The sequence below is a fragment of the Paraburkholderia pallida genome (assembly GCF_004524855.1).
GTDB classification, from domain to species: Bacteria; Pseudomonadota; Gammaproteobacteria; order Burkholderiales; family Burkholderiaceae; genus Paraburkholderia; species Paraburkholderia oxyphila.
The window spans coordinates 230,226-249,280 of the sequence record NZ_CP038148.1 but is presented as its reverse complement, the minus strand read 5'-3'; the positions used below and the strand labels follow the sequence as shown (position 1 = coordinate 249,280).

The following is a 19,055-nucleotide window of genomic DNA, read 5'->3' as shown; positions in this document are numbered from 1 at the left end:
CTCGCCGTCGACCACTCAGGCCCGTGTCTGGCCAGCACACCTGACGTCCGGGTTCGGCCGCGAGAGCGGCGTGCGCAGTCTGCAGGAGCTTGCGCTGCCAGACGTGGACGACAGGACGCTACCCGTGCGTGTCATCGTTGCGGACGATCATCCGCTCGTGCTGTTCGCGCTCGACAACCTGATCGCCACGTTGCCGAACGTGCGGATCGTCGCGCGTGCGCAATCGGTCGCGCAACTTTTTCAGGAAGCCGCGCGGCATGAATTCGATCTCGTGCTGATGGACCTCTACATGCCGGGCGAAGGACGCGAGGAAGGGCACGACGCGATCCGCAGCTTCCAGACCGAGCATGTGGGCAAGCCCATCGTCGTGCTCACCATGGAGAACGATGCTGCGGCGCTGCACAGTGCGATCGAGCTCGAGGTCGAGGCGGTGCTGAGCAAGCGCGACCGCATCGACCTGATTCCCGTCGCCATCGCCTCGGCAATGGCGCACGAGCAATATGTCGGCCCCGTCGTGCGCGATCTGCTGGAAAAGGCGTCGCGCGCGCAGCGGCGCGCGCATGTGCATCAAGTGTTGTCGCGGCGTGAGTTCGAAGTCTTCACCCACTATGCGGCGGGGCTCGGCGTGACCGAAATTGCCGGCCTGCTTGGGCGCAGCGTCAAGACCATCAGCGCGCAGAAGTGCGCGGCCATGAAAAAGCTCTCGCTCAACAGTGACATCGAGCTGTATCGATTCGCGATCGAGTGCGGCGTCGTCCAGGACGAGACGACCTGAAGAAGGCGCCGCGCGCGTCATGGCTGGTGGGCACGCGGTCTGTCTGTTTCTCCGCGGTCATTGGCGCGCGCCGCTCGCAACTCCCCGAGGCCATTCGCGCGGATCCGACCGGTCGCGCATGGCGTCGTCTGTAGGAATTTCTTGCACTGCGTCCTGCGACGCTGTCCGACTTTTAAGAGTTGTCCTATCCAGCGATGAGAGTCCTCTGATCATAATTTCTCACTCGACGCGCGAATTGTCGGACAGCGCGACTCTCATTCGATCCCGCCTCTGACATAGCTGGCGAACCGCTCTGCACGTAGGCCCGCAATAGGGTTGCGCACCGGTTCGCACGTCGCATCGGCAAGGCACGGAGGCAAGGCGATGAAGCTTGGTAGGCGTTTGGCGGTTGAAGGCGCAGGCACGGCGTGGCTCGTGTTCGTGGGCTGTGCGAGCGCCGCGCTCAACGCAAGCGCGCCTGCGCAGGGCTGGAACGTCTTCGACATGGCCGCCGCCTTCGGCCTTGCGCTCGCCGTCGCGAATTACGCTTCGGGGCGCGTGTCGAGCGCGCATTTCAATCCCGCTGTCACGATCGGCTACGCCATTTCCGGCCGCTTTCCCCCTCGCGATGTCGCACCGTATGTCGCCGCGCAGACCGCGGGTGCGCTCGCGGGCGCGGCGCTGCTTGCCGCCGTCGCGTCCGGCCGGCCGGGCTTCGCCTTCGTGGTCTCCGACTTCGGCAGCAATGGCTACGACGAGCATTCGCCTTCCGAGTACGCGTTCGCCGCGGTGTTTGCCGTCGAATCGATCATGACGTTCGCATTCGTGTTCGTCCATCTCGTCGTGTCGGGTTCGCCGCAACGTCGTGCTTCGGCGCCCGCCGCGCTGGGAGCGTGCTTCGCGGCCATCTACCTGATCGCGATTCCGGTGAGCAACGGCGGCATGAATCCGGCCCGCTCGACGGGCCCCGCGCTGTTTGTCGGCGACTGGGCGCTCGATCAGCTCTGGCTCTTCTGGGCGGCGCCGATGCTGGGCGGCATGATGGCGGGCGTCTGTCACAGGCTGTCGATCCGACGTCGCGTGCGTCCGAATGTGAGCGCGGAGGGGGCGCTCGGCGACGCTTGAGCGGCGCACCCGACGCCTTTATGAAAGTGACGTTGCCCGTCCCGCAGATTGCTCCAGGTGTGCCGCAACGCTTGCCGCGCCGCTCGTCTTTGCGTTCTCGTTGCGTCTGGCCATGGACCTGCCGCCCGCTTGCGCCGGTGCTCGCGCAATGGCTCCGTTTTGTGCTGCTGGCGTGCGTCCTCGGTTGTGTGACGGCGGGCGCGCTCGTGCACGCGGGGCAAGCGCAGGCGGCCGAGTCTGGCGCACCGGCTGGGTCCGCGCTGCCCCGATCCGGACCGGTGGCTGCTTCCGCAGCCCGGGCGGCCGACTCGGGCGGTTTTCCCCCGGTGCTCACCGTCGGTGTTGTCGCCGGAGGGTGGCCGCCGCTCGAGGTGCTCGACGGCAATACGCTGAGCGGTTTCAGCGCCGACTACCTGCGGCTCGTCGTGGGCTCGCAGGTGAGGCTCGTGCCACGCGTCTACCCCAATATGAGCGCCTTGCTCGCGGGCGCGTGCGCGGCCGAAGTCGACGTGGTCATGAGCCTCGCGCGCGCACCGCAGCGCGAGCGCTGTCTCTCGTTCACCGTGCCCTATCTGAGCGGCAACGTCGCCTTTGTAACGCGCGTGGGCAACGAGGCGATCGCCACCACGGCGCGCCGCTTTGACCGTGCGCGCATTGCCGTCGAAAACGGCTATGTGCTCGAGCCGTTATTGCGCGAGCGCTTTGCTCAAGCGGAGATTCTGTCGTTCACGAACACGGCCGCTGCGATGCACGCCGTCGCGCAGGGCAGCGCCGATGTCTACGCCGGTTTCGCGCCGGCCGTGCGCTATCAGCTCATCCACCATGACGTCTACCGCGGGCTGCGCGTCGCTTACGAGGAGCGCATCAAGGTGCGCGAGCTGCGCTTTGCGGTGCCGGTCTCCAAGGTTGCGCTGCGAGATCAGTTGAACGTGGCCGCAGGCGGCGTGCGCCCGACGGTCGCGGCTGCGCTGCGCGCGCGCTGGCTCGACGGCAGCGAGGGCGCGGGACACAGTGCGCAGTTGCGCTCGCCGCCGTTCGATCTCGACGCCGGCGAGCGCGCGTGGCTGCGCTCGCTGCCGCCGTTGCGGGTTGGCTTCGACGCGGGCTGGCTGCCCTTCAGCTACGCGAGCCGCCGCGGATATACCTCGGGCATGGCGAACGACTACCTCGATTATCTGAGCCGCGAGCTGGGCGTGACGTTCGAGCGCGTGCCGGTGACCAACTGGCCGGACGCGGACAGCGCGTTCCAGCGTGGCGAATTCGCGCTGCTCGCGACCATGGTGGACGATAGCGGGTTACCCGACACCACGCTCTATACCCAGGCCTTCGAACACTATCCGTTCGTGATCGTTGGCCGCCGCGACGAGCCGATGGCGCGCAGCCTGAACGACTACGTCGAGCGCCGCGTGGTGCTGGCGCCGCATGCGCCGGCGGCGCACGTGCTGTTTGGCGCGGCACAGCCCGTCCGCGTGCTGCGTGCCGCCACGCTCGCGCAAGGGCTTGCGATGGTCCAGCGCAACGATGCCGACTTGCTGGTGGGCGATGCCGCCGCACTCGACGGACCGCTCAGCCGCCAGTACCTCGAAACGCTCAAGGTGGTGGGCGCGATCGGCACGGATGGCGCGACGGCCTTCGCGGTGCGCACCGACCTGGCACCGCTCAAGATGCTCATCGATCGCGCGCTCGACGCGATGTCACCCGTCGAGCAGCAAGAGATCCGCAACCACTGGACCGCTGTGGCCGCCGAGCGTAGCGGCGGGTGGAGCGTGAATGCGCTGCGGCTTCTGCCGCTCCTGATCGCGTTTGGCGTGGTGCTGCTGATCACGCTGCGCGCCTACGTGCTCCTGCAGCGCGAAATGCGCCGGCGCCGGCGAGCCGAGCAGGTGCTCGCGAAGCAGGTCGAGCTGCAGGACACCATGACGGAGATGATTCCGTATCCGCTTGGCGTGCGCGACCTCGAAAATCGTTATCTGGCGATCAACCGCGCATACGAAGAGATGACCGGCGTGCGGCGCAGCGAGGTGCTTGGGCGTACCGGCGCCGCGGTGGCGGCGTGGGGCGAGGAAAACAGCCAGCGCGTGGAAGATCTCTATAGAAAAACGGTGGAAGAGGGCAAGGGCCAGCGCGTCGAGTTCGCGTTCGATGGCCCCGGCGGCACTGGGTGCACCAGCGGAACGGCCGGAACCGACGGCGAGAAGCGCCACGGCATTTTCTGGACGCGCTTGTGCCGCGATGCGCGCGGCGCGCCCTTGTGCGTGCTCGGCACGATGATCGACATCACCGAGATTCGCCGCGCCGAAATGCGCGCGCGCGCCTCCGAGCGGCTGCTCTCGGACGTCACGCGTTCGCTGCCCGCGATCGTGTTCCAGTTGCGGCGTGGTCCGGATGGCCGTTACGCGTTTCCGTACCTCGGAGGCGACACGGAGCGCCTGCTCGGGGACGCCGTCACGCAACTCATGCGAGCGCACTCGCTCGACCTCGCGCGCGTGAATCCGCACGACCGCGGGCGGCTTGCGACGGCGCTCGAGCGCTCGGCGCGCCTGCTCATGCCGGTGAACACCGAGTTCCGCTTTCACGGCGCGGCCGGGCTGCTCTGGGTGCGCGCGGAGTTCGTGCCGCGCCGCACGGAAGATGGCGCGGTCGTCTGGAGCGGCTACGCCGTGGATGCGAACGTCGAGCATGCACGCGCCGACGAGCTCGCGCGCGCACGCGACCTTGCCGAGGCCGCGTCGCGCGCCAAGGACGACTTCCTCGCGATGATGAGCCACGAGATCCGCACGCCCATGAACGGTGTGCTCGGTCTCGTGGAGGTGCTCGAGCGCACGCCCCTCAATCCCGATCAGACGCAGATGGTCGGCATGGTGCACGAGTCGGCCGGCGCGCTGCTGCAGATCCTCGACGATTTGCTCGACTACTCGAAGATTCAGGCCGGGCGCCTCGTGATTGCGTCCGAGCCGTTCGACATGCGCGAGCTCGTCGACAACGCCGTAGGCCTGCTCGCGGGCCGGGCGCACGAGAAGGGGCTCAAGGTGCGCGTGGGCGTCGAGGCCGGCGTGGCGGCGCTGCTGCGCGGCGACAGCGTGCGCCTGAGGCAGATTCTGTTCAATCTGCTCAGCAACGCGATCAAGTTCACGCCGCATGGCGAAGTGAGCGTGAGGGTGGCGGCGCGCGACATTGCGGTCCCGCGCGGCAAGCCACCGCGCCAGCGTGTCGCCATTACGGTGTCCGATACGGGCATCGGCATCGCGCCCGAAGCGCAGGCCCAGCTCTTCGAACCGTTCGTGCAGGCGGAGACCTCTACGACGCGGCGCTTCGGCGGCACGGGACTCGGCCTGACGATCAGCCGAAAGCTCGCGGCCTTGATGGGCGGCACGCTCGAGCTGCACAGCGAAGTCGGGCGAGGCACCCGTCTCACGCTGCATATCGAATTGCCGCTCGAAGCACAGGCTGGTCACGCGAACGCCTTGCGCGGCAAGCGCTCGCTCGTGATCAGCGACGATGCGCGCATTGCCGGCGCGCTCATGCATTTCGGCGTTTCGCTCGGCATGAAGATGACGCGTCTCGAATCGGGTCCGCGCGTTCTGGCCGCGATGCGCAAGCTGGCGGCGCACGGCGGCGTCGATCTCGTGTTCGTCGCGGAAGCGCTCGCGGGGGCGCTCGACGGGCATGGCATGCCGGTCATCCGCCTGACGGACAATCCCAAGCCGAGTGGCTACCGGGTGGCGGAGAGCGGCGTGCGGGTGAGCGTCAACCCGCTTTCGTGGCGGGGTCTCGGCGCGGCGTGTGCGATGGCGCTCACCGGCCTGCCCGCAGTCGCGGTGCGGCCCGCGCACGCGGCGGAAACCGCGCTCACGGCGCCGGATCGCGAGAAGGAGCGCGCGGCAGGGCGCCTGATTCTCGTCGCAGAGGATCACCCCGTGAATCAGGAGCTGATCCGTCATCAACTCGCGTTGCTCGGCTTTGCGTGCGACGTGGTCGACGATGGCGCACAGGCGCTCGATGCGCTGGCGAAGGCACACTACGGTTGCCTGATCACCGATTGCCATATGCCGAACGTCTCGGGCTACGACCTCGCACGGCGCGTGCGCGAGATCGAAGCGGCTGGGACGGGCAAGGTGCGCAAGATGAGCAAGGCCTCGGGCAGCGCGCTGCGCCTGCCGATTCTCGGCATTACGGCGAACACGGCGCCCGAGAACTTGCGCCTGTGTCGTGAGGCGGGCATGGACGACTGCCTCATCAAGCCCACGCGCGTGGCGACGCTGCGCGATCAGCTCGCGCGCTGGTTCGGCGCAGAGAACGCACTTCGCACGGCGCACGAGCACACGGTGCCGAACCCGGCCACGAGCGCCGTGACGTGCGACGCGGCTGCGCTGCCCGACGAGGTAGGCGAGGCCGGCGAGACGGCCGTGACCGATCCGCTCGACCTCGCGCATATGATCCAGGTGTGGGGCAGCGAGGCGACAGTGAAGACCTTGCTGGGCTCGTTCGTCAGCGCGATGCGCGACGATCTGGACGCGCTGCCGGATCTGCTGGAGGAGGTCGATATCGCGCGCCTGCGCGAATGGCATCACCGGCTCGCGGGGGCGGTGGGCGTGCTGCACTATCCGGCGCTGCTCACGGTGCTCGAAACCTGGCGTCGTCACATGAACAGTCATACGCCGGAGCAATTGCGCGAGGAGGGGTTTGCGCTCATACGCACCTGTCACGCGATGCTCGACGGCATCGAGCAACAGGCCGCGCTGCTCGCCTGAAGCGCATTCATCTTGAGGCGTCCCAGGCGCACGCGAAACTGGCAGTTTTGCCAGAAAAGTACGAGAGTTCGCGAAGGTCTGCTGGCGGCCCGAGGTTGGGCCACCCGAACCGCGGGTAAGCAGCAGGCGAAAAAAAACGCGGCCGAAGCCGCGTTCAAGCTTGGAGACCCTTCGATGAAGAGTCACTTCTCGCAAAAAGAAGCATAGTTCGCACGCCGTCAGAAATCGAGACAAAAACGATCAATTAATTATTACCGGAAGTGTCGATAATCGTCTGGCGAGAAGCTTCCTGATTGCGGAACCAGTCGACCGTGAAGTCCACGAACGAGCGCGTTTTCGCGGGCACGTGGCGCCGCCCTGGATAGACCAGCGAGAGCTCCTTGTCGGCATCGCGAATGTCGTAGTCGGCAAGCACACGCACGAGCGAACCTTGCGCCAGATCCGTGGCCACCTGGCTCGCCGGGAGGATCGTGATACCCATGCCGGTGAGCGCGGCCTGACGGAGCATCACTGAATTGTTGACGGCATAGGCCGGCTCGATCCGCACCAGCTCGCGTACGCCTTCGGCGCTCGCGAAATGCCATTCGTTGCCGTGAATGTCGGTGGACGGTGCGAGCAGCGTATGGTGCACGAGGTCGCCCGGATGCTCGGGCACGCAGTGCCCGTCGAGATACGCCGGCGCCGCCACCGCGACCGGCGTGATGGTGACGAGCGGACGCCGGATCAGCGTGCCGCCGCTCACCTGGCGTGGCGCCACAATGCCGACGTCGTAGCCTTCTTCGATCAAGTCGACGGGGCGGTGCAGCAGCGTGAGCGCGAGTCTCACTTGCGAGAATGCGGCGAGATACTGCTTGAGCAGTGGTGTGAGATCGTGCAGCGAGAACGACGCGTGCGCGACCACGCGCAGTGTGCCCGAGGGCACAGAAACGCCGTGTGCGATCTGCGCTTCGACGCGGTCGAGATCTTCGAGCATGTGCCGGCATGCCTGGGCATACGCGCTGCCTGCTTCGGTAAGCGAAATACTGCGTGTATTGCGGTTGATGAGGCGCGTATGGAGATGCGCCTCGAGCAGCGCGACATAGCGCGTGACTACGGCGTTCGAAAGATTGAGGCTCGCCGCGGCGCGGCCGAACGAGCCGTGTTCGGCAACGCTCACGAACACGCGCATCGCCTGGAGCTGATTCATGGTTTTGGGACGCATCGACATGGAACAGGCGGGATTTACAGCGTAGGGGCGAGGTTCGCCCGCGCATGGACGGCGCTCCACGCAGGAATGCTGCGCGAGCATTGCCGGATAGTACCGACAGGGATTGCCCCAGGGAATGAGACAGTTCCGAAACCGCTATTTGTCTCGAATTGACGGTGTTGCCTCATGGCAACGCTATATCGAGATATAGCGCGATCCTTGCCTGTACACGTGAATTCGAGATTGAGCGGACGCTTTGACGGTCAAGCGATTGCGGGGTGTACCGCTGAAGCCATTCGATTTCTTCGAAAAGGCTTTTGCCATTGCACGGGATGGCTGCCTCGAAAGTGTCGACCATAAACTTTGGGCTGCATATCAATGCGGCGCTGTGTTTGCAGTGCCGAGGGATCAAGCGAGCCGGCGTGACGCCGGCTGCGGCATCCACTTTTTGCCGAAAGGCTTTGCATCGAAGGAAGTCCATGAAAAAGAGTCTCGCTATTGCGGCCGCAGTCGCCGCGACATTCGCATCGGCGTCATACGCGCAAAGCAGCGTGACGCTCTACGGTATCGTCGATGCCGGTTTTACGTACACGACCAACGTGAACAACAACGCCAACTACGCGTTGACGAGCGGCAACATTCAGGCGAGCCGTTGGGGCTTGCGCGGCGTTGAAGATCTCGGTGGCGGCCTGAAGACGATCTTCACCCTCGAAAGCGGCTTCAATGTCGCGAACGGCCAGCAGAATGGCGGCCTGTTCAATCGTCAGTCGTTTGTCGGCCTCACGCATCAGAACTACGGCACGCTCACATTCGGTCGTCAGTTCGACTCGATGATCGATTACATCAGCCCGCTGACGGCAGTCGGCACTTGGGGTGGCACCTACACGGCCCACCTCATGGACAACGACGATCTCAACGGCACGTTCTCGCTCAACAACTCGGTCAAGTACGCGAGTCCGAATCTGTCGGGCTTCCAGTTCGGCGGCCTCTATGCGTTCTCGAACAACGCCAACGGCTTCGCGGTCAACCGCGCATATAGCGCCGGTATGAGCTACGCGTTCGAAGGTCTGCGCCTCGGTGCGGCCTACACGCAGATCAGTGGCGCGGATGCCGGCGGCACCGGTGCGGTCCAGGGCGCACCGCTCGTCAGCGCGTTCGGTGCGGGCAATGGCGTCATTGGCGGTGTCGGCGTGAACAACCGTCAGCGCAACTGGGGCGCAGGCGCAAGCTACACCTACGGTCCGGTGATTGGCGGCGTCGTGTTCACGCAGTCGCGTCTGAGCGACTCGTTCGGCCACGCGGTGCGCTTCAATAACATCGAAGCCAACGCGCGCTACAACCTGACTCCGGCGCTCGGCATCGGCGCGATGTACACGTACACGAACGCGAACGGCTCGATGCTCGATGCGAACGGCAGCAACTCGGCGCACTGGCACCAGTTCGCCCTGCAAGCCGACTATGCGCTCTCGAAGCGCACGGACGTCTATCTCGAAGGCGTTGGCATGTGGGGTGCCGGCGAGAATGCTGTCGGCATCACGCAGGTCGGCTACCAGGGCTCGAACAACTTCTCGTCGTCGAAGAACCAGGGCATCGTCACGACGGGTATCCGTCACCGCTTCTAATGAGGCGGGCGGCCCGGCTTCGGGTCGGGCCGCGCAGGTCGGGCCGCGCAATCAATCAAGAAGTGAAGTAGTAGAAGGTAGTACTTGGGTTAAGAGCGCCGCTCCCGGCGCTCTTTTTTTTCGCCTGTCATTTTTTCGTCCTGAAGCCTTCGCTACTGTTGGTCATGTCGTATCGGACGCTTTTATCGGATTTGCTCTAGCATGTGACGAGGCGGCTGTTGCCTGATGGTGCAGCGCGTCACAACAAACGGAGAAAACCCATGAAAGCGTTTCGTCCGCTGCAGTTTGCTCTCGCTCTGTGTGTCCTTGCTTCCAGCGCCGCGTTCGCCGACACCGTCGCGCTAAAGGCCGATCTTGAACCTTCCAGTGAAGTGCCGCCGCGCGTGAGCCAGGGGCACGGCATGCTCAATGCGACGTTCGACACATCCACGAAATCGCTGAACTGGACCATCACTTACGAAGGCCTGTCGGGCCCGGTGGTGGCCGCGCATTTCCACGGTCCCGCGCCAGTTGGCCAGAACGCAAACGTACAGGTGGGGATTCCGAAGGGTGAACTCGCCAGCCCGATCAAGGGTTCCGCTACCCTCAACGAAAAGCAGGTTACCGATCTGATGGGTGGCCAGTGGTATTTCAACGTGCATACGCAACAGAATCCGTCTGGCGAGATTCGCGGCCAGGTGCTGCCGGCGAATTGAGCACCGGCGCGTTGTGTATCGCCGGGGTTGAGCACTGCGTGAGTGCTTGATGAGCGCGAGGGCGCGGCGCGTCATGTCGATTGCGGCGCGTCCGAGGCAAAGCGCGGTGTGAGGAGCCCAAACTCCATGAGTCTGCAAGGCAGGTTGATATGCTGGTTCTTGCGCCGACGCTTTCTTCCGGCGACGCGCGAGCCCATCGACGTCGCACGCGTGCGCGCGCAAACTGCAAAGCGCGTGTGGCTGCCTCCGGTACCCAAGGGTTGGCAGTTGCGCGAGCAGTATCGCGTTGCCGGTGCTCCTGATGCCGCCAATGCTCCATTGAGTGGCGAATGGATCGTGCGCGAAGGCGGGGCGCCGCGCACGATCCTCTATCTGCATGGCGGCGGCTACTACTTCTGCTCGCCGAAGACGCATCGAGCGATCGCGTTCGGCCTTGCCACGCGCGCCGAGGCCGACCTCTTTTCGCTCGACTACCGTCTCGCGCCCGAGCATCCGTTTCCGGCAGCGCTCGACGACGCGCTCGCCGCCTACCGGCGCTTGCTGGCCGACGGCGCGCCTGCGCAGTCGCTCGTGATCGCGGGCGACTCGGCGGGCGGCGGGCTTGCGCTGGCTACGCTCGTTGCCTTGCGCGACGCCGGCGATCCGCTGCCGGCCGGCGCCGTGCTCTATTCGCCGTGGACCGACCTGGCGGCCACTGGCGCGTCGATTCACGAAAACGACGGCCGCGACCCGATGTTCTGCGGCGACGTGTTCGCGCGCATTGCGCCGCTTTACCTGGGTACGGCGAGCGCGACCGATCCCTATGCCTCGCCGCTTTACGCCGACCTGCACGGCTTGCCGCCGCTCTTCATGCTGGCGGGCAGCACCGAGACGCTGCTCGACGATACGCGCCGGGTCGCGCAACGCGCCCGTGCGGCAGGCGTGAGCGTCGCGTGCGGGATCGAGCGCGATCTGCCGCATGTCTGGCCGATTTACGCACCGTTCATGCCCGAGGCGCGGCGTGCGCTCGACGACTCCGCGGACTTCGTGAAGCGCGTGACGACCGCCGATGACAGCGCCCGCTCGCAGCGGTCCGTGCATGGGCAGATGGGTCCCGGGTCGGACGCGCAATCGAATGCGCAGCGCGCGGCTCAATCGAGCGCAACGTCGATCCCGTCGTAGGCCGCGTGCACTGCGGCCTCGCCATAGCGGCGCTCGAGCTTGTGCACGGTGAAATGGCCGTGCGCGACGTTCTGGAAGTGATCGATAAACACCGTGTTCACCATGGCGCCGAGCACCGCACCGATGGCCGGAATCGACTTCGCGGCCACCTGCTCGCTGACCTGCACGGAAAAACGCGCGGCCACGGTTTGCATGAGCTTGAGCAATGCGGTCGAGCTGTGCGCAGCGAAACCCTTGGTCGCCATCTCCGATGACGCTTTCGATACCGCCTGCGCGAGCGCGCCACGCACGATGAAGTAGCCGAAGTCGGCTTCGTCGTCGTCGGCCGAGCGTCCGCCCATGCCGAATACGGTCAGGCATTGGAGCTGGGTGTCGGCGTTTGTGAGGTCTTCGCCTTCGCTGCGCGCGATATCGCAGATCGAGCGGAACATCAGCGTCGTCGTGACGGGGAGCTCGACTGGCAGCGCGAACAGGCCGAACGCGCCCCCGGCCGCACCCGTCGTGGCGACCGCGAACTTGTGCAGCAGGTTGCTCGGCCTGGCACCTGGCTTCGAGCCCGCCGCTGCCCCAGTAGCACCCGCGCCGCCGATTTCCAGCGTGCCCTCGGCCTGTTTGCCGAGTGTCTTGAGCGCAATCTGCAGGCATTTGCGCAGCGCCGCCTGGGTCGCGTCGTTGACCTTGTCGCTCGCCGCGCCGGGGAGCTTCGCGATCAGCTTCTCGACCGGCGCGCCCACGATCGCGGCGAGCTTCATGCCGAGCGGCGGCGTTTCCAACTCGTACTTCGCGCGCCTGAGCGCAGCAAGATCGGCTTCGGAAAAATCGGTATGTGACCCCATAAATCTCCCGGAAAAACGCTTCGGCAATTGCCGCTCGACGCCCAGTGTAGAGGATCGCACCGTGCTATGATTTCAATTCTTTGACGTATCAATCGTTGCGGGATCAAAAAATGGCCGTCCATACTGCCGCCCATCACTCAAGCGGGCAGGTGCTGCCGTTCCGGGAATCGCTGATGGCGATGCTCGGTATCTCCTTCGTGACCATGCTGGTCGCGCTGGACCAGACCGTCGTCGGCACCGCGCTGCCGACCATCGTCGCTGAACTGCGCGGCTTCGAGCTTTACGCGTGGGTTGCCACGTCCTATCTGCTAGCCTCGGTCATCACCGTCCCTATTTTCGGGCGCCTCGGCGACTATTACGGGCGCAAGCCTTTCGTGATCGCGTCGATCGTCGTCTTCACCGGGGCCTCGGTCCTGTGCGGCGCGGCCAACAGCATGATGTTCCTCGTGCTCGCGCGCGGCCTGCAGGGCATCGGCGGCGGCATGCTGGTGGGCACCGCGTTCGCCTGCATTCCCGATCTCTTTCCCGATTCGGTCGTGCGCCTGAAATGGCAGGTGCTGATGAGCTCGGCGTTCGGCATCGCCAATGCGGTAGGGCCTTCGCTCGGTGGCTTCCTCACGCAGTACTGCGGCTGGCGCTCGGTGTTCTACGTGAACCTGCCGGTCGGGCTGCTTTCACTCGTCTTTGTCTGGCGCTACTTGCCGCATCTGCGCCATGTGGCGCACAAGGAGCGCATGCGGCTCGACTGGCCCGGCGCGCTGCTCATCGCCGTGACGCTCGGCAGCCTGCAGCTGTTCGTCGAGCGGCTGCCGCAGCACGGCATAACGTTTTCCGCACTCGGACTGCTCGCGCTGGCCGGGGCCGCGGGCTGGGCGCTCTGGCATTGGGAGCGGCGCTGCCCGCAGGCGATCCTGCCCGTCGACATGTTCCGCAACGCGAGCCTCAATGCGCTGTTCACACTGGCGGTGCTGGGCGGCTTCACGATGTTTTCGCTGCTGTTCTATGCGCCGCTGCTGTTCCAGGGCGGCTTCGGCATGACGCCGAACGAGGCTGGCATGGTCATCACGCCGCTCGTGGTGTTCATCACGATCGGCAGCATCGCGAACGGGCGCATCGTCTCGCGCATCCGCAACCCGAACCGGATGCTCTACATCGGTTTCGCGATGCTCGCGTTCGCGTGCTTCGCGGTCGCGCTCGCCTCGCACAACACGCCGCACGCGCTGCTGATGGCGGTCATGATCGTGGGCGGCCTCGGGCTCGGCTTCGTGATGCCCAATCTCACGGTATTCGCGCAGCAGACCGCGGGCCGCGAGCATCTGGGCATTGCCACGGCGCTGCTGCAATCGCTGCGCATGATCGGCGGGATGTTCGGCACGGCGCTGACCGGCACGATGGTCACGCAGCTCTACACGAGCGGCGTGCACAAGGCGCTGGATGCCGATCATGCGATGCACTGGTTCTCCCAGCTCTCGGACCCGCAGATTCTCATCAACCGCGACGCGCAGCACGCGCTCATTGGCGAACTCGCGCAGGCCGGGCACAATGGCGCGCCGCTGCTGGAAGCCGCGCGCGAGGCGCTGGTGGGCGCGATTCATCTGGGCATTGCGGTCGCCGCGGTCATCGCGGTCGTGTCGATCTGGCGCACGCGCCGCGTGCCGCCCATCAAGCTGCAGCGCAAGGTCGAGACCGTGATTCACGCCGACTGAGCGCGAGCGCCGCGCTGCGCGGTCAAGGCCCGATATGCAGAAAAAGGCAGTGAGGCACGCAAGGCACGCTGCGAGAGACAGGAAGACAGGCAGGAAGACACAGCATGGAAACACAGGACCGCATCGCGATCGTCCAGCAATTCGGGCGCACTTATCGCACGTTCATGTCGGCGTTCGAGGCGCAGGTGGGGCATCCGTTGCCGCGCTGGCGCATTTTGCTCGCGCTGCATGACCAGAATGGCGAGTCGTCGCAGAAGCGGCTCGTCGAGCGCCTGCGCGTGGATCCGGGCGCGCTCACGCGGCAACTGAAGTCGCTGGAGGCGCTCGGCTGGATCGCGCGCAGCACGGACGCGCGCGACAACCGTATCACCAACGTGCAGCTCACGCCGGCGGGGCACGAGGCCGTCGAGGCGGGCCTGCCGCGGCGCAACGCGTTCCTGAACCAGACCATGTCGCTGCCCGATGACGCGCTCACGGCGCTTTCGGGGGCGTTGCGGATGATGGAGGAGCGCATCGGCGTGGCGGTGGCTGCGCAAGCCGAAATGGCTGCGAGCGCCGAAGCAAAGGACGGGACGTAAAGAGAACGCCCCGGCGAGGGAAGCGCATGGCGCACGGCCAGGCTGCAAGCGCCTGGCCGGTACGCATCCGCGTGGCATAGGCCGTCGATCGAACGGCAGAACGATCAGAAGAACGTTTCGATCACTTCCGTCACGCGATATTGCCCGTCGACCATCAGCACCTGGCGCCACTTGTCGAACGTGAGGCAGGGGTGCGAGATGTCGAAGCCGATCATGTCGCCGACCTTGATGTCCGCGCCGGCCGGGATCTGCAGATAGGCGTGCTGATCCATCATCTGGAAGATTTCCCAGCCCTCGCTCGCGGCGATCTCGCGCGGCATGCTGCCCGCGCCGGTCGACGGACGATAGTGGCGGCTCGGCTCCGGAAAGCCCGCATCGAACGCGGCGTCGCGCTTGCCGAAGCCGACGATCGCGCGGCCCGGCTCCGGAATCGACTGCACACAGGCCCACAACTGCAGCGCCGGCAGGAGCGCCACGCCCATCTCGCGCGCGACCGGATTGCGCGTGAGGATCTCCGACTGCGCCTGCTTGTAGACGCCCACGTCGTGGGTCAGATAGCAGCCGGGGCGCAGCACGACGTCGATCTTGCCTGCCTGCGTGGCCTTCGCGAATTCCTCGGCCACCACGTCGTACCATGCCGATCCCGCGCCCGACAGCAGCGCCGGCGAGCGCGCAAACTTGCCCGCCGCGGCGAGCTCCTCGGTGACGTTGAGGGCGTCGCGCAGGAAGGTGCGCACCTCGCTTTCTTCCTTGAGGACGCCCTCGTAGATCTCCACGCCCGCGAGCTTGAGCGAGTCGGGATAGCGCGCGATCGCGTCGATCACGGCGCGGCGCGTATCCGGATCGCGCACGCCGGTGCGCCCGCGCGGCACGCCCAGTTCGAGCAGCACCTGCAGCGTGCGCCGCGAGGCGCGGAAGAATTCGCCGAGCTGCTCGACGCCTTCGACCGAATCCACGAGGCAGAAGAACTCGAAGTCGGGATCGCTCAGCAGCTCGGCGATGATGGTCATGTTGTGGCGGCCCACGAGCTGGTTCGCCATCAGCACGCGCGTGATGCCGCCGCGATACGCGGCGCGCGTCTGGTGCGCCGTGGCGAGCGTGATGCCCCACGCGCCCGTGTCGATCTGGCGGCGAAAGAGCTGCGGCGCCATCGTGGTCTTGCCGTGCGGTGCGAGCTTCACGCCGTAGCGCGTGACGAACTCCTGCATCCATTTGAGGTTATGCTCGACGCGGTCGGCGTAGAGGACCGCAGCCGGCAGACTCACGTCCTCGGCGAGCAGATTCCACTCGAGGCGCGACGCGTCCCCCAGCGGCACGCTCGCGCCCGGCAGGTTGCCGAGGCCCTTGCTGTTCGGGTCGATCGTCGCACTCTGATAGTTTGTAACTTTCATTTCCGTTCGCTCCATCTACTCTCCATTGCGCCTGCCTGCAGGGAAACTGCGCGTGTATCACAGGTTCGGCGTTGACTCGGAGATAGTACACAAAGTACCATCTCTTCGGGAAATGTTATTTATTAACAGCGCTTCGACGCTGGTTCATCCGCTTGCTGCCCTGAGCCCCAGGTTGAGCCCTACGTTAAGCACTTTGCACCCTTCATGAATTCCGCAGCCGAACCGGGTCGTTTCGATATCGTTGCCCGAATCGCGCAATGCGTGCCGGATCTGCGTCCGGCCGAGCGCGATGTCGCGGCCCTGATTCTCGACGACCTCGCCGCCGCCGCGCGCGCGAGCATCGGCGAGCTGGCGCGGCGCGCGGGTGTGAGCGTGGCCTCCGTTACGCGCTTCGCGAAGGCGGTGGGTTGCCACGACGTGCGCGAGCTCAAGCTGCGGCTTGCTCAGGCGGCCGCCGTGGGCGAGCGCTTCTTGCGCGCCGCGCCGGACGATGGCGGCGGCGCGCGCGCGGGCAACGGCGGGCGAGGCAACGCGCATGACGGAGAAGGCGCGCAGGCGCCAGCCGAAGACGCGCTTGCCACGCGGGTCTACGACGAAATCCATGCCGCGCTCGCGCGCAACCACGAACTGCTGCGCCAGGCGCCGTTCGCCGAGGCCACCGCTGCGCTGGCACAGGCGCGCATGATCTACGTGTTCGGCATGGGCGGCGGCTCCAGCGCGCTCGCCGACGAAATGCGCTTTCGCCTCGTGCGCCTCGGCCGACCCGTGGCGTCGTATCAGGACAGCCTGCTGCAGCGTATGGTCGCGAGCACGCTCTCGCCCGATTGCGTAGTGGTTGCGCTTTCCGTGACCGGGCGCGTGCCCGAGTTGCTCGATGCGTGCCGCATCGCGCGCGGCTATGGCGCGAAGCTGGTGGTGCTCACCGCGCCGGCGTCGCCGCTTGCCGCGCTTGCCGACTGGCTCGTGCCGATCGTCGCGAGCGAGACCGATTTCATTTACAAGCCGTCGTCATCGCGTTACGCGATGATGATGGCGCTGGACGTGCTCGTGACGGAGCTTGCGCTCGCGCAGCCCGAAGCGAGCCGCGAATTGCTGCGCCGCATGAAGCTCACGCTCGACACGCATCGTGGTATCGCCGGACGTGGGGGCGCGCGCCAACCGCTCGGCGATTGAGCAAATCGAGCCGATCGACCAGATCGACAACATTGGACGGGACCGGAGCACACACTCCGGATCGACAGGAGAACAAGCCATGCATTCGCATCCGGAAGCTGCCGACACCCTGATCTTCGGCGCCACGCTCTACGACGGCACGGGCGCGCCGAGTGTCGAGCGCGACGTCGCACTGCGCGACGGTCGTATCGCCGCCATCGGCAATCTGTCGAACTGGCTCGCGGAGGAGGTGATCGAGGCCAACGGGCGCGCGCTCGCGCCGGGTTTCATCGACGTGCACACGCACGACGACACGCACGTGATCCGCTCGCCGCAGATGCTGCCGAAGATCAGCCAGGGGGTGACGACGGTGATCGTCGGCAATTGCGGGATCAGCGCTTCGCCGGTCTCGCTCAAGGGCGAGCCGCCCGATCCGATGAACTTGCTTGGCGAGCGCGATGCGTTCCAGTACCCGACCTTCGCCGCCTATGTCGATGCCGTGAACGCGGTGCGGCCCGCGGTGAACGTGGGCGCGCTGATCGGCCATACGGCGCTGCGCAACAACCACATGGACGATCTCAAGCGCGCCGCCACCGGCGACGAGATCGCAGCGATGTGCGCGCAGCTCGAAGAGGCGCTCGCGCACGGCGCGCTCGGGCTCTCCACCGGGCTCGCCTATGGCAACGCCTTCGCGGCCTCGACCGAGGAGGTCGCCTCGCTCGCCGAGCCGCTCGCCGCGGCCGGCGCGCTCTACACGACGCACATGCGCACCGAGTTCGACGCCATCCTCGAAGCGATGGACGAGGCGTACCACATCGGCAAGCACGCGCGCGTGCCAGTCGTCATTTCGCATCTGAAGTGCGCGGGGCCGTCGAACTGGGGGCGCAGCGCGGAAGTGCTCGCGTCGCTCGAAGGCGCGCGCAAGTATCAGCCGGTGGGCTGCGACTGCTATCCGTACAGCCGTAGCTCGTCCACGCTGGACCTCAAGCAGGTGACGGGCGACATCGACATCACGATCACGTGGTCGACGCCGCATCCCGAGCAGGCGGGCAAGCTCATCAAGGACATCGCGGCCGAATGGGGCGTCTCGCAGCAGGAGGCCGGCAAGCGTTTGCAGCCGGCGGGCGCGGTCTATCACAACATGTCCGAGGACGACGTGCGCCGCATCCTCTCGCATCCTGCGACCATGGTGGGCTCGGACGGCCTGCCGAACGACCCGCTGCCGCACCCGCGCCTGTGGGGCGCGTTCCCGCGGGTGCTCGGTCACTACGCGCGCGACGTGGCGCTGCTGCCGCTCGAAGAGGCGGTGCGCAAGATGACGGGCTTGTCGGCGCGGCGCTTCGGCCTCACACAGCGCGGCGAGGTTCATGTGGGCTGGCACGCCGACCTCGTGCTGTTCGATCCGGCGAAGGTGCGCGACGCCGCGACCTTCGAGAAGCCACAGCAGGTGGCCGAAGGCATCGACGCGGTGTGGGTGAACGGCGTGCTCTCGTACCGCGACGGCCAGCCGACGGGCGAGCGCGCGGGCCACTTCGTTGCGCGGGGCACGCGCGATGCACAGGCATTCTAGGTAAAGCGTGCCAGGTTTTTTTACGCACATACAATTTCGACCCCAGGCGTGCGCGGTTTCCTGCGTCAGTCGCGAAGCCGCATGCGCCGCACGAACTCAAAGGAGCAAACGATGAAACGAATTGGAGCGGAAGGCGGCAAGGGCCAGGGCGGACAACATCTGCCGTTCGCGCGCGCAGTGGAAGCCGACGGCTGGCTGTACGTCTCGGGCCAGACGCCGATGGAAGGCGGCGAGGTGATCAACGGCGGTATCGTCGAGCAGTCGCACAAGGCCATCCAGAATCTTTTCGCCATCCTGAAGGAAGCCGGCTACGGCGCGGAGCACGTGGTGCGCTGTGGCGTATGGCTCGACGACGCGCGCGACTTCCAGTCGTTCAACAAGGTGTTCCGCGAATACTTCGGCGAGCATCCGCCGGCGCGCGCCTGCGTGCAGTCGAGCATGGTGGTGGACTGCAAGGTCGAGGTCGATTGCGTCGCGTACAAGGCGCCGGCCGGGAAGTAAAGGCTGGCCTTGATTGGCGCTGGGGCG

At 66.1% G+C, this 19,055-nt stretch carries 14 protein-coding genes; 11 read left to right on the top strand and 3 right to left on the bottom strand.

Going from position 1 to position 19,055, the window contains the following annotated elements:
• Positions 1–94: 94 nt before the first annotated feature.
• The 3 genes from E1956_RS01030 (at position 95) to E1956_RS01020 (ending at position 6,630) form a co-directional block, all read left to right on the top strand.
• Positions 95–775, top strand: coding sequence for a response regulator (locus E1956_RS01030; protein ID WP_418789238.1), 681 nt, complete (start codon positions 95–97; stop codon positions 773–775).
• 363 nt (positions 776–1,138) lie between these two features.
• Positions 1,139–1,879, top strand: coding sequence for an aquaporin (locus E1956_RS01025; RefSeq protein WP_134746646.1), 741 nt, complete (start codon positions 1,139–1,141; stop codon positions 1,877–1,879).
• A 20-nt stretch (positions 1,880–1,899) separates the two neighbouring features.
• On the top strand, positions 1,900–6,630 hold the full coding sequence (locus E1956_RS01020) for an ATP-binding protein (RefSeq protein WP_134746644.1): 4,731 nt from the start codon (positions 1,900–1,902) through the stop codon (positions 6,628–6,630).
• A 244-nt stretch (positions 6,631–6,874) separates the two neighbouring features.
• Here the strand turns inward: E1956_RS01020 and E1956_RS01015 are convergent, their stop codons facing one another.
• Entirely contained in the window at positions 6,875–7,816 is a 942-nt protein-coding gene (locus tag E1956_RS01015; protein ID WP_134746642.1) for a LysR family transcriptional regulator, read from the bottom strand.
• Positions 7,817–8,295: 479 nt separating this feature from the next.
• Between E1956_RS01015 and E1956_RS01010 the strand changes: the two genes are divergently transcribed.
• From E1956_RS01010 to E1956_RS01000, 3 genes are all read left to right on the top strand, one after another.
• The gene (locus E1956_RS01010) at positions 8,296–9,438 is read left to right on the top strand and encodes a porin (protein ID WP_134746640.1); all 1,143 of its coding nucleotides are present in this window, start codon (positions 8,296–8,298) and stop codon (positions 9,436–9,438) included.
• 260 nt (positions 9,439–9,698) lie between these two features.
• On the top strand, positions 9,699–10,133 hold the full coding sequence (locus tag E1956_RS01005; RefSeq protein WP_134746638.1) for a CHRD domain-containing protein: 435 nt from the start codon (positions 9,699–9,701) through the stop codon (positions 10,131–10,133).
• Positions 10,134–10,259: 126 nt separating this feature from the next.
• Positions 10,260–11,294, top strand: a complete 1,035-nt coding sequence (locus E1956_RS01000) for an alpha/beta hydrolase (protein ID WP_134746636.1) — start codon at positions 10,260–10,262, stop codon at positions 11,292–11,294.
• Here the strand turns inward: E1956_RS01000 and E1956_RS00995 are convergent.
• Positions 11,264–12,130: an EcsC family protein gene (locus E1956_RS00995; protein ID WP_134746634.1), complete on the bottom strand. Its 867-nt coding sequence runs from the start codon at positions 12,128–12,130 to the stop codon at positions 11,264–11,266. The two genes, E1956_RS01000 and E1956_RS00995, sit on opposite strands and share 31 nt — an antisense overlap.
• A gap of 110 nt (positions 12,131–12,240) precedes the next feature.
• On the opposite strand from E1956_RS00995, the gene E1956_RS00990 reads away from it, so the two are divergent.
• Together E1956_RS00990 and E1956_RS00985 are read left to right on the top strand one after the other, a co-directional pair.
• Positions 12,241–13,836: an MDR family MFS transporter gene (locus tag E1956_RS00990; RefSeq protein WP_134746632.1), complete on the top strand. Its 1,596-nt coding sequence runs from the start codon at positions 12,241–12,243 to the stop codon at positions 13,834–13,836.
• Positions 13,837–13,940: 104 nt separating this feature from the next.
• The gene (locus tag E1956_RS00985; RefSeq protein ID WP_028216234.1) at positions 13,941–14,414 is read left to right on the top strand and encodes a MarR family winged helix-turn-helix transcriptional regulator; all 474 of its coding nucleotides are present in this window, start codon (positions 13,941–13,943) and stop codon (positions 14,412–14,414) included.
• A 104-nt stretch (positions 14,415–14,518) separates the two neighbouring features.
• Here the strand turns inward: E1956_RS00985 and E1956_RS00980 are convergent, their stop codons facing one another.
• Complete coding sequence (locus E1956_RS00980; protein WP_134746630.1) at positions 14,519–15,805, bottom strand: amino acid deaminase; 1,287 nt, start codon at positions 15,803–15,805, stop codon at positions 14,519–14,521.
• Between the two features lie 204 nt (positions 15,806–16,009).
• Here E1956_RS00980 and E1956_RS00975 point away from each other — a divergent pair, with 204 nt between their 5' ends.
• The 3 genes from E1956_RS00975 (at position 16,010) to E1956_RS00965 (ending at position 19,028) form a co-directional block, all read left to right on the top strand.
• Positions 16,010–16,978, top strand: a complete 969-nt coding sequence (locus E1956_RS00975) for a MurR/RpiR family transcriptional regulator (protein ID WP_134746628.1) — start codon at positions 16,010–16,012, stop codon at positions 16,976–16,978.
• Positions 16,979–17,057: 79 nt separating this feature from the next.
• Entirely contained in the window at positions 17,058–18,527 is a 1,470-nt protein-coding gene (locus tag E1956_RS00970) for an N-acyl-D-amino-acid deacylase family protein (protein WP_134746626.1), read from the top strand.
• Positions 18,528–18,638: 111 nt separating this feature from the next.
• A complete protein-coding gene (locus tag E1956_RS00965; protein WP_028216230.1) occupies positions 18,639–19,028 on the top strand; it encodes a RidA family protein in 390 nt (129 codons plus the stop codon).
• Positions 19,029–19,055 lie beyond the last annotated feature (27 nt).

Excerpts from the sequence above, each read along its gene's own strand:
- E1956_RS01025 (WP_134746646.1), top strand. The coding sequence starts at position 1,139 with ATGAAGCTTGGTAGGCGTTTGGCGGTTGAAGGCGCAGGCACGGCGTGG.
- E1956_RS01020 (WP_134746644.1), top strand. The coding sequence starts at position 1,900 with ATGAAAGTGACGTTGCCCGTCCCGCAGATTGCTCCAGGTGTGCCGCAA.
- E1956_RS01015 (WP_134746642.1), bottom strand. The coding sequence starts at position 7,816 with ATGAATCAGCTCCAGGCGATGCGCGTGTTCGTGAGCGTTGCCGAACAC.
- E1956_RS01010 (WP_134746640.1), top strand. The coding sequence starts at position 8,296 with ATGAAAAAGAGTCTCGCTATTGCGGCCGCAGTCGCCGCGACATTCGCA.
- E1956_RS01005 (WP_134746638.1), top strand. The coding sequence starts at position 9,699 with ATGAAAGCGTTTCGTCCGCTGCAGTTTGCTCTCGCTCTGTGTGTCCTT.
- E1956_RS01000 (WP_134746636.1), top strand. The coding sequence starts at position 10,260 with ATGAGTCTGCAAGGCAGGTTGATATGCTGGTTCTTGCGCCGACGCTTT.
- E1956_RS00995 (WP_134746634.1), bottom strand. The coding sequence starts at position 12,130 with ATGGGGTCACATACCGATTTTTCCGAAGCCGATCTTGCTGCGCTCAGG.
- E1956_RS00990 (WP_134746632.1), top strand. The coding sequence starts at position 12,241 with ATGGCCGTCCATACTGCCGCCCATCACTCAAGCGGGCAGGTGCTGCCG.
- E1956_RS00985 (WP_028216234.1), top strand. The coding sequence starts at position 13,941 with ATGGAAACACAGGACCGCATCGCGATCGTCCAGCAATTCGGGCGCACT.
- E1956_RS00980 (WP_134746630.1), bottom strand. The coding sequence starts at position 15,805 with ATGAAAGTTACAAACTATCAGAGTGCGACGATCGACCCGAACAGCAAG.
- E1956_RS00975 (WP_134746628.1), top strand. The coding sequence starts at position 16,010 with ATGAATTCCGCAGCCGAACCGGGTCGTTTCGATATCGTTGCCCGAATC.
- E1956_RS00970 (WP_134746626.1), top strand. The coding sequence starts at position 17,058 with ATGCATTCGCATCCGGAAGCTGCCGACACCCTGATCTTCGGCGCCACG.
- E1956_RS00965 (WP_028216230.1), top strand. The coding sequence starts at position 18,639 with ATGAAACGAATTGGAGCGGAAGGCGGCAAGGGCCAGGGCGGACAACAT.